Origin of the sequence: Streptomyces sp. NPDC088097 (assembly GCF_044741845.1) — a bacterium.
Taxonomy (GTDB): Bacteria; Actinomycetota; Actinomycetes; order Streptomycetales; family Streptomycetaceae; genus Streptomyces.
The window spans coordinates 25698-39724 of the sequence record NZ_JBIUTJ010000010.1 but is presented as its reverse complement, the minus strand read 5'-3'; the positions used below and the strand labels follow the sequence as shown (position 1 = coordinate 39724).

Sequence of the window (14027 nt, the reverse complement as noted above, 5' to 3'; positions counted from 1 at the left end):
CTCTCCCGTTCGTAACGGGTTGCCGACAGGTTGGGGGCGTACGGCCGTCAACCGCGGTCCGTGACGCACCCTCGTGGGACGGGGTCGGCGCGGGCGCCCTGCGCGCCGGTCCGCGCCGCGCAGGTCGCGGCGAAAACGACCGCAAGGCTCTGACCAGGAACGACGTCGCGCAGGTCAGGCGTACTTTCCCACGGTGTCCCCTCTATAGGGGTGTTCGGGCGGGTTCCGGTCCGATGTGTCGCAATCCGCCCGTCTCCACAGGGCCGCCCACTCGTAACCGGAACGTGGCCGGGGGCGGCCCCGGTGGGCCTCCTCGGGGCTTCGCACGTCCACGGATGGGCTAAATTTGAACCTTCGTACGCCCGAACCGGTTGGGGAGAAAACAATGACGGAAGCGATCCTGCTGGTTGGCGGGCAGGGGACGCGACTGCGCCCCGTGACGGTGAACACCCCCAAGCCGATGGTTCCCGCGGCCGGTGTCCCGTTCCTCGCCCACCAGATAGCCAGGGCCGCCGCCGCCGGTGTCACCCACATCGTGATGGCCACCTGCTACCTCGCCGAGGTCTTCGAGCCCTACTTCGGTGACGGTTCCGACTTCGGCATCACCCTCGAATACGTGGTCGAGGACGAGCCCCTCGGCACCGGCGGCGCCATCCGCAACGCGGCCGAGCGCCTGACCGGCGGCCCGGACTCCCCCGTACTCGTCTTCAACGGCGACATCCTGACCGGCCTGGACATCGCCGGCCTGGTCGAGTCCCACCAGGCTGCCGACGCGGACGTCTCCCTGCACCTGGTGCGGGTCGAAGACCCGCGCGCCTTCGGCCTGGTCCCCACCGACTCCGAGGGGCGGGTGCTGGCCTTCACCGAGAAGCCGCAGACCCCCGAGGAGATCATCACCGACCAGATCAACGCCGGCTGCTACGTCTTCCGACGCAGCGTCATCGACAGCATCCCGGCCGGCCGTTCGGTGTCCGTCGAGCGCGAGACCTTCCCCGGCCTCCTGGAGTCCGGTGCCAAGCTGCACGGGGTCACCGAGGACACCTACTGGCTGGACCTCGGCAAGCCCGAGTCCTTCGTCCAGGCCTCCGCCGACCTCGTGCGCGGCATCGTCGCCTCCCCGGCCGTCCCCGGCCCGCGCGGTGAGTCCCTCGTCCTGCCCGGCGCCCAGGTGGCGGAGGGCGCCAAGCTCTCCGGCGGTACCGTGGTCGGCGCCGGCGCCCGCATCGAGGCCGGCGCGATCGTCCAGGGTTCCATCGTGCTGGCCGGCGCGGTCCTCGGAGCGGACTCCGTGGTGAGCGCCAGCCTCATCGGCGCGGGAGCCTCGGTGGGCTCGCGCACGGTGGTGAACGGCGCGGTCATCGGCGACGGTGCCGTCGTCGGGGCCGACAACGAACTTCGCGCGGGGGTACGGGTGTGGTGCGAGGCAGAGCTGCCCGACGCTGCCGTCCGCTTCTCCTCCGACCGCTGATCCGTGACCAACTCCAGTGAGGCGCAACCTGTGATAGGCGAGCAGCAGACTCCCCGTACGACCGACGTCGCGACCACGAAGCTCCCCGAGTCGTGGGCCCAGACCCCGCTCACCGTGGTCATGCCCACGTACAACGAGGCGGGCAACCTGCCGGGCATGGTGGAGCTGCTGATGGGTCTCGACCAGCCGGGCCTGCGCCTGCTGGTCGTCGACGACTCCTCGCCCGACGGCACCGGCAAGATCGCCGACGAACTCGCGGAGGGCTTCCTCACCGACGAGGGCAAGCCGCGCATGTCGGTCCTGCACCGCACCGCCAAGGACGGCCTCGGCCGCGCCTACGCGGCCGGCATGGCCAAGGCCGTCGAGGACGGCGCCGAGTACGTGCTCCAGATGGACGCGGACGGCTCCCACCCGGCCGGCAAGGTCGCCGAGATGCTGGGCGTCGCCCGCTCCACCGGCGCCGGACTGGTCGTCGGCTCCCGCTACGTGCCCGGCGGCACCCTCTCCGACGCCTGGGGCGCGCACCGCAAGCTGCTCTCCCGCTGGGCCAACGCCTACGCGAGCACCATCCTGGGCACCCGCGTGCGCGACATCACGGGCGGCTTCAACCTGTGGAGCGCCGACGCGCTGAAGGCGATCGACCTGGCGTCGATCGGCAGCGCCGGCTACAGCTTCCAGGTGGAGATGAAGTTCAAGGCCCTGCGCCGCGACTTCCAGGTGATGGAGGTCCCGATCCACTTCGAGGACCGCACCGTCGGCGAGTCCAAGATGAACCTGGCCGTCCAGCTGGAATCCATCGCCATGCCGTGGAAGCTCCGCGCCCGCGCCGGCAAGTAGGCGTCACGACGCACACGCGAGAGGGGCACCCCCGCCCGGGGGTGCCCCTCTCGTCGTCCGTCCGGGCGAGGAGCCCTACGCGGGCTCCCGCGCGGCCTCGCCCCGGGGGGCGGCGGGCCGCCGCTCCAGGAAGCGCTTGAGCCGCCCCGCCAGGGGCCGTTCCACGAACCGCTGGATCAGCCACGCGGCCAGCAGCATCACGACGATCGACGCGGTCAGCAGCGTCCACGGCTCCACGTCGTCGTGCCACTCCCGCAGGAGCGTCACTCCGATCTGCTGGTGCAACAGGTACAGCGGGTACGACACGGCCCCCGCGGTCGACAGCCAACGCCAGTCGATCCGGTCCAGCCACCCCAGGGCGACGGCGGCCATGACCACGTAGCAAAGGGTGATGACGGCCAGGCACATCTCCCAGGACAGTCGGTCGCCCTTGACGGTGTTCCACTGGACGATGTCGTTCAGCCAGCGCTGCATCAGCAGCCAGGAGAAGGCGAGCAGCGCCCACGTCTCGCCCACGCGCGGACCCTCGCGGCGGATCAGGTAGAAGCAGACGCCGGAGATGAACAGGGGCGAGTAGTCCGGGTTCGCGAGCACGTCGAGCACGGGCAGTCCGGACCCGGGGGCCAACAGCGAGGCCACGGTCCAGATCCAGCAGAAGTTCATGACCTTGCGGTACGTCAGCCCGCTCCAGGCGACCACGGCGAAGATCAGGTAGAACCGCACCTCGGACCACAGGGTCCAGTACGAGGGGTCCAAAGGCTGGCTGCCCAGCGGGGTCTGCACCATCGTCAGGTTGGTGAGTATCTGGCTCAGCCCGGGTCCGTGGCCCCCGAACGGCTTGCCCGTCGCCAACAGGACGCCCATGGTCACCAGGACGCAGAACCAGTACGCGGGCGCCAGCCGGATGATCCGGCTGCGCAGGTAGCCGCCCAACGGGCGCCCCCAGGCCGACATGCAGATCACGAAGCCGCTGATCATGAAGAACAGCTCGACGCCCATCCAGCTGTAGCGGCCCACCATCGTCAGCCAGCCGAAGGCATCGCCGCCCCACAACTCGCGACGGGTGTAGTGGTGCACGAGCACCAGGACCGCCGCGAGGATCCGCAGCCCGTCGAGCACGCGCAACCGCGGTCTGACGGCGCTCCCCGGGTGCGGTCGGGACTGCTCCGGCAGGCCGGGGGCCACGGCCGGAGGGGTGTCACCGACCCACCGGTCACCGGTGAGACGGGGGAACGGCTGCAGGGACATGAAGGCTCCACGGGCAGAACGGACGCGTGCCCGAATTCTTCGACGGCCGCGCCGGGGCTCGGACCCGTTCGGGGGCCCCGGCGCATGGGCCGCGACAGTCTTTCGAGAATCCACCGGGCTGTCCAGGAAGCCCGATTGAGCGTGCCCTACGTCACTGACCGCGGACGGTCACCTTCTCGTCGTTCTGGATCTCCTTGACGAGCTGCTGCACCTTGGCCTTGTCCCAGACCAGGTTTCCGCCCCTCTGTCCGGAGATCGGCATGTTCAGGGACACGCCGTCACCGCTGTTGACGCCCTTCATCGCGAAGAACATCTGCCCCATGTCCCACAGGCCCATGTCCTTGTCCACGATCAGGGTGTCCAGACCCGCGCCCATCATCGGGTACAGGGAGAAGGGGTTGAGGACCGTGCCCGGCGTGGCCGCCTGGGAGGCCAGCGACGACAGGAACTTCTGCTGGTTCTTCGTCCGCTGGAGGTCCGACTCGGCGAAGGCGTACCGGGTGCGGACGAAGGCCAGCGACTGCTCGCCGTTCAGCGTCTGCTTGCCGGCCTTGAAGTCGGCGCCCGACTTCTCGTCCTTGAAGCCCTGTTCGATGTCCAGCTCCACACCGCCCAACGCGTCCACGATGTTCGCGAACCCGGCGAAACCGATCTCGGCGTAGTGGTCGATGCGCAGGCCGGTGTTGAACTCCACCGTGCGCACGAGCAGCTCGGGGCCGTCCTCCGCGTACGCCGCGTTGAGCTTGACCCGCCGGCCCTGGGCGGGGAACTTCTTGCCCGACTGGGAGCCGACGAAGGAGGGGATCTCCACGTCCGAGTCACGGGGCAGCGAGACCATCGTGTTACCGCTGGAGCACTTCGCCAGGATCATCATCGAGTCGGTCCGCTTGCCCTCGGCCGAGCCCGTGTGGAGCTTCTCCTTCTCCTCGTCCGACATCCCCTCGCGGCTGTCGGAGCCCACGATCAGGTACGTGGTGCAGTCGCCCTCCTTGGGGCGCTCGACGACCTTGGAGAGGTCCACCTCGCGGCGGACCTTGGAGTCCGCCCAGACGTAGGTGCCGATCCCGGTGACGAGCAGCACGGAGACCAGGACGATCGAGCCGACCTTGATCCGCTTGCGCCAGTCCGGAGCCGGACCGACCGGCCGCGCCGGTCCGCCGGGCCCGCCGGGGCCTGCGGGACCGCCCGGCGGTCGTCCGCCCGGTCCGCCGGGGCCCGCGGGCCGGCCGTAGACCTGCCCGGTGTTGTAGCCGCTGTCGTAGCTGTTGCCGGGGTCGCCGCCCTGACCGCCGCCCTGACCCTGCTGCGGGACCCCGTACCCCGGACGGGCGCCCGGCGGCGGGGCCTGCGGGGGCACCGGGGGCCGGGTCGGCCGCTGCGGCTGCCGCTGGACGTGCCGCATCCGCTGCGGTCCCTCCGGCTGCGCCTGCTCGCCGCCGCGCCCGTACCCGTCATCGCGGCGGCCTCGCCCGTCCCAGTCACTCATGCGCACAAGGATGCCTGGCCGGGCGTGTCGCCCGACACCCCGGTGGGTGCTTCGTACCGGGGCTGTTGCAGAGCTGATGCCTGGCGGGCCGACTTATGGTGGCTCCATGACAGAAATACCGGCCGAACCGCCCGGCAAGCCGATCTCGGCCTCCCGGACCACCCTCAGCCACATCATGACCGCCAACGACACCAACCTCCTCGGCACGGTGCACGGCGGTGTGATCATGAAGCTGGTGGACGACGCGGCCGGAGCCGTCGCCGGGCGGCACTCGGGCGGCCCCGCCGTCACCGCCTCCATGGACGAGATGGCCTTCCTCGCCCCGGTCCGGGTCGGCGACCTGGTCCACGTACGGGCCCAGTGCAACTGGACCGGCCGCTCCTCGATGGAGATCGGCGTACGCGTCCTCGCGGAGCGGTGGAACGAGTCCACCCCCGCCACCCAGGTCGGCAGCGCCTACCTCGTCTTCACGGCGGTGGACGCCGAGGGCAAGCCCCGTACGGTCCCGCCCGTGCTCCGCGAGACGGAGCGGGACGAGCGCCGCTATCAGGAGGCGCAGATCCGCCGGACCCACCGCCTCGCCCGCCGACAGGCGATCACCGAGCTGCGCGAGCGCCGCGCCGCCGAGGGCCTCGACGACTGAGCGGAGCCCCCTCGGGCGCGGACCCGGGCGCGGACCCGGGCCCTGAGGGGCCCCGCCCGAGGGGGACCGGTCATACGAACGGCCTACCGAGCCCCCGTAGACTCCTCAGTCGACCTCCGTCGACGTCCGGCCCCGCCCGAGCGACGGCCTGACCACGACCGGCTCTGCCGCGGAGTTCCCTGATGCCGACTGCCACGCAGACACCCCCGGCCGCCGTGCCCGCCCCCGCCCGCGTGGGGCCCCGGCGGCTGCCCGGGCCCGACTGGCTGTGGGCGGCGCTGCTGACCCTCGCCGTCACCACCTTCCGCGCAGGCACCCCGCAGCTCTGGCGCGACGAGCTGGCCAGCTGGAACGCCGCCTCCCGCGACACCGGCGAGCTGATCGGGATGCTGGGCCACGTGGACGCCGTCTCCGGCCTCTACTACCTGCTGCTGCACGGCTGGGTCTCCGTCTTCGGGGACTCCGAGGCGATGCTCCGGCTGCCGTCCGCGCTCGCCATGGCCGCCACCGCCGCGCTGGTGGTCGCGATCGCCCGGAACCTCTTCGACCGCCGCACCGCCGTCTTCGCCGGCCTGCTGTTCGCGCTGCTGCCCGTCGTCACCCGGTACGGCACCGAAGCCCGCTCGTACGCCCTGGTCGTGCTCGCCGCGACCGCCGCGACCTGGCTGCTGCTGCGGGCGCTGGAGCGGCCGGGCCCCGCGCGCTGGGCCGCGTACGCCGTCCCGGTCGCGCTGTCCGGCCTGCTGCACATGGTGTCCCTGCTGGTGCTGCTGCCGCACGCGCTGATCGTGCTGCTGCGGTGGTGGGGGCAGCGGCGCGGGCGGACCGTGGTCGGCTTCGCGCTGGGGGCCGCCGCCGGACTGCTGCCGGTCATCCCGCTGCTGCTGCTCGGCCGGAGCCAGGCCGGCCGGCAGATCGGCTGGATCAAGACCCCGCACCTGCGGGACCTCGCGGGGCTCTGGGACAACCTCTTCGCCTCCCCGCTCGTCGGGCTCGGCGTGGCCGCGACCGCCCTGCTGCCCCTGGCCTGGAGCCGCGGCCGGCGCCCCGCCGTCGAGCTGCTGCTGATCGGCGCCGTGCCCGTCGCGGCCGTGTACCTCGTCTCGCAGGGCTCCACCTCGTACTTCATCGACCGCTACGTGCTCTTCACCGTGCCCGCCTGGGCCCTGCTCGCCGCCGCCGGGCTGGCCGCGCTGAAGCCGCGTCCCGTCGGGGTCGCCGCACTGGCCGCGCTGATCCTGCTGGGCGTCCCCGACCAGCGCCACCTGCGCACCGAGCAGGCCAAGGAGACCGCGGACGGCCGGGCCGCCGCGGCGGTCATCACCAAGGGCTACCGGCCCGGGGACGGGTTCGTCCCGCTGCGCGGCGCGAGCGAGCGGTTCTACATGACCGACTTCCAGATCGAGTACCACCTGCCCGACCGGATCCGGATGCGCGACGTCTTCGTGCGGCGTTCCGCCGAGGACAGCGACGACCTCTTCCCGGTGGAGTGCGCGCTCCCCGAGCGGTGCCTCGGCGACACCGGGCGGATCTGGCTCGTGACCCGGGGCTCCGGCAAGGACGACGCCTACGGCAGGCTCCCGGCGGACCAGGCCCGGGCGCTGAAGGACCACTACCGGGTGACGACCTCCACCCACGTCCGCGGCCTGCGGGTCTCCTTGCTGGAGCGCACCCGCTGACGTCAAAGTCCGCCGGGCCCGGCGTTCGGGCGGCTCAGCCGTCCGAGCCGCACACCACCTGGTCGCCGGTGACCACGCCGAAGGCGCCCTGGTGGGGGTCCTCCGCCCGGACCGGGGCGACCTTCTTGTAGTCGGCTCCCGCGATCACCAGCACCGTACGGCCCTGCCCGGCCACCGCCCGCAGCTCGCTGCCGGGCAGCGCGGCGGCCACGGTCCGGGCCGAGCGGTCCCAGCGCGGGTCGTACGCGATCACCGTGCGCCGGACCTCGCGGCTGGCGCCGCCGGCCGGGGCCCGGGTGGTGTCGAAGCCGGTGGCGCGCAGGGCGGCGTCCACCCGGCCGCCGAGGCCGTCGATCCGGGTGCCGTTCTCCACCTGGACCCTGATCTGCTGCGGGGGCACGTCCACGGTCACGGCGGCGGGCCGGCCGGCCTTGCCGCTCTTGCCGGGCGTGGCGGGGGCGGCGAGCGGGCGGTCCTGGCGCAGGGACTCGAATAGCTTGGCCGCCTTCGGCTCGTCCCACTTCACCGTGGAGCCGATTCCCTTGACGGGGTAGGCGGGGTCGCCGACGGGGACCGAGGCGAACTCGGAGGAGGAGGGGGTGAAGTCCCGCATGGCCTGGCCCAGCGCGAGCATCTGCTCGGAACCGAAGCCCCGGTCGGCGCGCACCGAGCCCAGCAGGGTGGAGCTGACCTGCTTGAACTTGACGGGGTTCAGCAGGACCCCGCCTCCGGTGGCCTGCTTGATGAGGGCGGCGACGAACCGTTGCTGGCGCTGCATCCGGCCGAGGTCGGAGGCCCCGTCCACATGGCGCGAGCGCACGTACTGGAGGGCCTGGCCACCGGTCAGCCGGTGGCTGCCGGGGAGCAGGTCGAGGCCGGTGTAGGTGTCGTGCATGGCCTTGGCGGTGCAGATCTCCACGCCGCCCATGGCGTCGACGGTCCGCATGAAGCTGGTGAAGTCGACCTCCAGGTAGTGGTCGATCTTCACCCGGGTGAGGTTCTCCACGGTCCGCACCGTCAGGTTCGGCCCGCCCTCGGCGTAGGCCGCGTTGAGCTTGACCGGGTGGGCCTTGTGCTCCTTGCCGGTGACCTGGTCCTGATGGGCGGGGACCTCGGCGTAGCTGTCGCGGGGCAGGCTGACGACGCTCGCCCGCGCCTTGTCGGCGGACAGGTGCACGAGCATGATCGTGTCGGTGCAGTGGCAGGGGGCGCCGCCGAGGCGGTACTCGCGCTTCTCGTCCGGTGTGATCCTGTCGCGGCCGTCGGTGCCGACGAGCAGGACGTTCAAGCCGTGTCCGGCCTGCGGGCGGTTCTTCATGTCCTTGAAGGGGTCCACCCGCTCGATCCCGGTGTCCAGCCCGGTCATCACGGCGTGCCCGACGGCCCCGGAGCCCAAGACCACCAGGGAGAACCCGGCCGCGATCCGGACCCCCCAGCGCGGCTTGTCGCGCCGGCGGCGGGGCGGCGGGCCACCGGCGCGCCGCACGGGCAGCGGCGGGGGTGGTGGAGAGCCGGCGCGTCGGGTGGGACGGTTCGGCTGGGGCACGGGGGACACCTCCGCGGGGCAGCGGGGACAGCGGGCCCCGGGAACAGCCGGAACTGTTCACGGGTCGGGCCGATCCGGCATTTCATCCGATTCGTCCGAACAGTAGGCCCATACGATCAGCAGCTGTCCGTACCGCTCGTCCGCCGCGCACCCGGTTCCCCCGTACGCGGTAACGTGACACCGATACCCGACCTTGAAGGACCACATGCCCACCCAGCAGCCCGCAGTCTCGGTGATCATGCCGGTGCTCGATGAGGAGCGCCACCTGCGCGACTCCGTCCGCCACATCCTCGGACAGGAGTACGAAGGCGAGATGGAGGTGGTCATCGCCCTCGGTCCCTCCACGGACCGCACCGACGAGATCGCCGCCGAACTCGTCCGCGAGACCGCTTCCGATCCCCGAGCGCGCGTCCGCACCGTCCCGAACCCCACCGGCCGCACGCCCGCCGCGCTCAACGCCGCGATCAAGGCCTCGCGCCATTCGATCGTCGTCCGCGTCGACGGCCACGGCATGCTGTCCCCCGACTACATCGCCACCGCCGTCCGCCTCCTGGAGGAGACCGGCGCGCAGAACGTCGGCGGCATCATGCACGCCGAGGGCGAGAACGCCTGGGAGGACGCCGTCGCCGCCGCGATGACCTCGAAGATCGGCGTCGGCAACGCGGCCTTCCACACCGGCGGCGCCGCAGGCCCCGCCGAGACCGTCTACCTGGGCGTCTTCCGCCGGGAGGCCCTCGAACAGCAGGGCGGTTACAACGAGGAGTTCATCCGCGCCCAGGACTGGGAGCTGAACTTCCGCATCCGCGAGGCCGGCGGACTCATCTGGTTCTCGCCCGAGCTGCGCGTCCAGTACCGTCCGCGGCCGTCCGTACAGGCCCTGGCCAAGCAGTACAAGGACTACGGCCGCTGGCGCCACGTCGTGGCCCGCTACCACTCCGGCTCCATCAACCTGCGCTATCTGGCACCGCCGACGGCCGTCTGCGCCATCGCGGCCGGGCTGGTCGCGGGCGTGGCGCTCACGCCGTGGGCCCTCGTGGTCCCGGCGGGCTACGTGGCGGCGATCGTCGCCGGCTCCCTGCCGGCCGGCAGGGGGCTCTCCCTCAAGGCCCGCGCGCGGATCCCCGTGGCCCTCGCCACCATGCACATGTGCTGGGGCTTCGGGTTCCTCACCAGCCCGCGCTCGTTGGCCCGCAAGGTCATCGCGAGCCGCCGCCCGTCGGTGCGCCGCGACCCCTCCGAGGTCTGAGAGCGGCCCGGGACGACGTACGAAGGGGTGGGCGGGTCCGCAGCGGACCCGCCCACCCCTTCGCGTTCACCCGGCCCGCGGCCGGGACCGCCCTACCAGCGGTACGGCTTGTAGACCTCCATGCAGGCACCGGTGTCCGCGCCGTTGAGCTGGTCGGCGCTCTCCGGCACCGAACCGGCCTCCGGCGGGGCCGCCTGCGGGTAGGCCGTGCCCTCCCGCCAGTCGGCGCCCACGATGACGGTCAGCCGGGAGACGTCCGCCGACTGCTGCACCGCGGTACCGGGGATGCCCAGGGCCGCCGCCACGGTCTGCGCCTCGTCCGCCAGGTCGGGGGACGGGTAGCGCACCACGGTGGTCTTCTCCGGGACCAGGGCGCTGTCCGCGCGGGCGGAGGTGAAGCCCTTGGAGACCAGCGCCTCGGTGACGACCTTGGACCGCGCGGGCGCCAACGGCATCCCGGCGGCCGTGCCGTTGACCACGTGCACGGAGATCTTGTCGTTCGTGGTGACCGGTGCCTTCGAGGCGTCCCGGCCCGCCGACGCCGTCGGCGAGGCACCCGGGGCCGGTGAGGTGGTGACCGCAGGACTCTGCGGGGCCGTCGGAGTGCCGTTCTTGTCGAAGGCCACGTCCGTGCGGACCAGCGTCCACAGCTTCTCGGCGTCGGCGACGTTCACCACGAGCCGGTCCCTGTCCCGAGGGTCCTGGAAGGTCGGCATGGTGGTCATCGTGATCCGGTTGACCGGGACGTCCTGGAGTTCCATGGCGAGGTTGTAGAGCTTCTTGACCGAGCCGATCTCCTCGGAGACCTCCAGGGCCTTGGTGGCGGCCTCGGCCAGGGCCGTGATGCGGCCGACGTCGGTGAAGGCGTTCTGGCCCTTGAGCTCGCGCATCATCGAGTTCATGTACATGTGCTGGGCCTGGGCCCGGCCCAGGTCGCTGCTGAAGGCGTGGCGGGTGCGCAGCCACTGGAGGGCCTGTTCGCCCTTGACCTTGGTGGTGCCGGCCTGGAGCTTGAGGCCCGAGCCGCCGTTGGAGGTGGCTATCGGCCGGTCCCAGACGTTGTCCTTGACGCAGACGGGGACCCCGCCTATCGCGTCGGCCATCTGCACCACGCCGGAGAAGTCGATCGTCATCCAGTGGTCGATGTAGACGTTGGTCAGCTTCTCCCAGGTGGCCAGGGTGCAGCCGGGGCCCCCGCGTCCGAGGGTCTCGTTGATCATGGCGTTGGTCCGCTTGAACTTCTCGCCGGTCTTCGGATCGGTGCACTCGGGTATGTCGACCCGGGTGTCGCGCGGGATGCTCACCACGGAGGCGTTCTCCCGGTCGGCCGACACGTGCAGCATCATCTGCACGTCCGCGAGCGGCGGGGCCCCGACGCTGTCGTGGCTGCCGCCCAGCTCCAGGTTCTCCGGCTTGTCGCGGCTGTCGGAGCCGATGAGCAGGATGTTCAGCGGACGCTGGCCCTTGGCGTTGGCCCGGGACTTCTCGACGCCGCTCTCCCCGCTCAGGCGCTGCCCGCTGCGGATGTTGCCGTCGAGGTGGCGGTAGTAGAGGTAGCCGGCCGCCGAGGTCGACAGGATCAGGAACGCCGTCACGGACGCCACCCAGAACAGCACGCGCCGGCGGCGCCGCCGGACGGGGCCGCTGCCCGCGGGCGGGGCGCCGTCGGAGCCGGACCGGGGCGGGGGCACGGTGGCGGAAGCGCCCTTGGCGGCGGACCTGCCGCTGCCCCGCTTGCCGCGGGTCGCCCTGCCGCCGGCCGTGTCACCCGCCGGGGCGCCCTCGCGGGATCTCCCCGCGGTGCCGTTGCCGCTGCTCCCGCCGTCGGATATGCCGTCGCCGGCCCGGTCGGGCGACCCCTCCCCCCGCACGTTGCTGTGCATCACGCGTACCCCCCTCAAGATCCATCAATGGTTCGGTGTGGTGCCGGGCCCCCCGGCTGCCGTCCGTCAGGTGCGGGTCGGTCGGTAACCGGTGTCCCACCGTCGTCCGTTCATTTGGCGCAGACCGCCTTGTCCGCCTCGACCCGCTGGACCCCTTCGGGAGTCAGCTGCGGAGCCTGCGCGGCGTCGAGCGGGGCGCCCGGCTCCTTGAAGTCGGAGCCCAGGGTGAGCCTCATCGGGGTCTTCGCGCCGGCGTTCGCGGTGCCCATCTTCAGGGCCGCGCCCGACAGCCCCATCATGTCCGCGAGCGCCCGCGCCTGATCGGCCTGGTCGGGACCGTAGTCGAGCTGGGTGGCGGTCAGCCGCGAGGAGGCGTTGCCGTGGTTGCTGGAGCGGTAGACGCCCTTGGTGTTCTGGAGCCAGGTCAGGGTGGTGGAAGCCGATCCGGGGGGACCGCCGCCGTTGTAGACGTCCACCCGGACGTCCCCGGCGGGCGAGCGGGCGCCCTGGAGCAGCGCGTCCTGCCGGCTCTTCTCCGTGGCGCCGGCGGCCGCCTTGGCCGCCTTCTCCTTCTTCTCGACCTCGGTGAGCGAGACGTCCCCGCGGATCATCGCCAACAGCGGATCGGCCTGGGCGGAGTTGACGACGACGGTCGCCTTGCGGCCCACCGGCTCGTTCGGGTTGTCGAGCACCGGCAAGGTGGTGAAGGTGATGTTCTTGAGGTCGATGGTCCGCAACTCGCTCGCCAGGTCGGTGAGCTTGCCGAGGGAGCCGAGTCCCTGGTCCACCGTCAGCGACTTGGTGGCCGCGTCCGCCAACTTCACGAACTTGTTGGGGTTGGTCAGCGTCTCCTTGGACTTCATCTCGCGCATCATCGAACCCAGGAACTGCTGTTGGGTCTTGATCCGGTCGAGGTCGCTCCCGTTGTCGAAGGAGTGCCGGGTCCGTACGAAGGCCAGCGCCTGCTCGCCCTGGAGCCGGTGCTCGCCCGCCTTCAGGTTCAGTTTGGAGTCTTTGTCGTTGACGTCCTTCGCCAGGCACACCGGCACCCCGCCGACGGCCGTGCTCAGGGTCTTCACCGCGTTGAAGTCGACCATCATGAAGTTGCTGATGTCCATGCCGGTCAACTGCTTGACCGTGCGCATCGTGCAACCGGGGTCGCGCCCTTCCTGACCCAGGCTGTTGTTGAACCGGGTTCCCTTGGTTCCCGCCACCTCCTTCACCGAACCGTCCGGCTGCCGGGTCGGGCAGGCCGGGATGTCGGTGATCAGGTCGCGCGGGATGGACAGCACGGTGGCGTTGCTGCGGTCCTTGGACACGTGGAACAGGAGCGTCGTATCGGCGTGGCCGACGCTGTCGGTGTCCCCGTACCCCTGATTGCCCGCACCGCTGCGCTTGTCGGTGCCGATCACCAGGATGTTGATCGGCTGACCCTTCTGGAAGCTGCCGCCCAGGCCCTCCGTCCTGATGACGTTGAGGTTCCCGTTCAGGTGCTCGTAGTAGAGGTACGAGCCGATCCCGCCGCTGACCAGCAGCAGCGCGAGGGTTCCGCCGGTGATGGTCAGGGCCTTGCGCCGGCGGCCGGGGCCGCCCCCGCCCGCCTTGCGGGGTCGGTTGCCGCGCCTGCCTCCGGGCGGCCCCTCGCCACGCCTGGGCCCCGGTACCGCGGGGGGCGCCGGAGTCGAGGGGGGTGGAGCCGTACGGGTCCTGCGGGATCTGCGGGGGGCGGCAACCGAACGCTGCTGCGCAGCGGAATGGCCCAGTCGCAGTTCGTAGTTGCCGGTGCGGGGATTGAGGACCCACTGGTCAGCGGGGTCGATCTCCTCTGCCCGCCCACGGCTTTGCGCATCCACGGTTTTTCGAATCCTCCGTCGGTGCCTCGCGACGCGCCTCCCCCCAGGCGCGCGGTCAACGATCCGGCTGCTGGCGCACGGTCTCCTTGCATCCGGTGCACCGGATCGCTCACCCTATCCGCCCAGGTCAGCTGCAAA

General features: G+C 71.6%; 10 protein-coding genes. 5 read left to right on the top strand and 5 right to left on the bottom strand.

Annotated elements, in window-relative coordinates; translation table 11 throughout:
- The first annotated feature begins 385 nt into the window (after positions 1 to 385).
- Positions 386 to 1468, top strand: coding sequence for a sugar phosphate nucleotidyltransferase (locus tag ACIOD1_RS24900; protein ID WP_401904696.1), 1083 nt, complete (start codon positions 386 to 388; stop codon positions 1466 to 1468).
- Positions 1469 to 1588: 120 nt separating this feature from the next.
- On the top strand, positions 1589 to 2305 hold the full coding sequence (locus ACIOD1_RS24895) for a polyprenol monophosphomannose synthase (protein ID WP_365621248.1): 717 nt from the start codon (positions 1589 to 1591) through the stop codon (positions 2303 to 2305).
- Positions 2306 to 2380: 75 nt separating this feature from the next.
- Here the strand turns inward: ACIOD1_RS24895 and ACIOD1_RS24890 are convergent, their stop codons facing one another.
- Together ACIOD1_RS24890 and ACIOD1_RS24885 are read right to left on the bottom strand one after the other, a co-directional pair.
- Entirely contained in the window at positions 2381 to 3553 is a 1173-nt protein-coding gene (locus ACIOD1_RS24890; protein ID WP_401904693.1) for an acyltransferase family protein, read from the bottom strand.
- A 151-nt stretch (positions 3554 to 3704) separates the two neighbouring features.
- Positions 3705 to 5039, bottom strand: coding sequence for an LCP family protein (locus tag ACIOD1_RS24885; protein WP_401904691.1), 1335 nt, complete (start codon positions 5037 to 5039; stop codon positions 3705 to 3707).
- Positions 5040 to 5145: 106 nt separating this feature from the next.
- On the opposite strand from ACIOD1_RS24885, the gene ACIOD1_RS24880 reads away from it, so the two are divergent.
- Complete coding sequence (locus ACIOD1_RS24880) at positions 5146 to 5682, top strand: acyl-CoA thioesterase (RefSeq protein WP_365620806.1); 537 nt, start codon at positions 5146 to 5148, stop codon at positions 5680 to 5682.
- A gap of 182 nt (positions 5683 to 5864) precedes the next feature.
- Positions 5865 to 7361, top strand: coding sequence for a glycosyltransferase family 39 protein (locus tag ACIOD1_RS24875; protein ID WP_401904689.1), 1497 nt, complete (start codon positions 5865 to 5867; stop codon positions 7359 to 7361).
- A 34-nt stretch (positions 7362 to 7395) separates the two neighbouring features.
- On the opposite strand, the gene ACIOD1_RS24870 is transcribed toward ACIOD1_RS24875, so the two are convergent.
- Positions 7396 to 8907 (bottom strand): LCP family protein, encoded by a 1512-nt coding sequence (locus ACIOD1_RS24870; protein WP_401904687.1) that lies wholly within the window; start codon positions 8905 to 8907, stop codon positions 7396 to 7398.
- A gap of 205 nt (positions 8908 to 9112) precedes the next feature.
- On the opposite strand from ACIOD1_RS24870, the gene ACIOD1_RS24865 reads away from it, so the two are divergent.
- Complete coding sequence (locus tag ACIOD1_RS24865; RefSeq protein ID WP_401904684.1) at positions 9113 to 10153, top strand: glycosyltransferase family 2 protein; 1041 nt, start codon at positions 9113 to 9115, stop codon at positions 10151 to 10153.
- A 92-nt stretch (positions 10154 to 10245) separates the two neighbouring features.
- Here ACIOD1_RS24865 and ACIOD1_RS24860 read toward each other — a convergent pair whose 3' ends face one another.
- Positions 10246 to 12036 carry an LCP family protein gene (locus tag ACIOD1_RS24860; protein WP_365621245.1) on the bottom strand — a complete coding sequence of 597 codons (1791 nt, stop codon included), beginning with the start codon at positions 12034 to 12036 and terminating at the stop codon, positions 10246 to 10248.
- Positions 12037 to 12146: 110 nt separating this feature from the next.
- Positions 12147 to 13889 (bottom strand): LCP family protein, encoded by a 1743-nt coding sequence (locus ACIOD1_RS24855; protein WP_365620794.1) that lies wholly within the window; start codon positions 13887 to 13889, stop codon positions 12147 to 12149.
- Positions 13890 to 14027 lie beyond the last annotated feature (138 nt).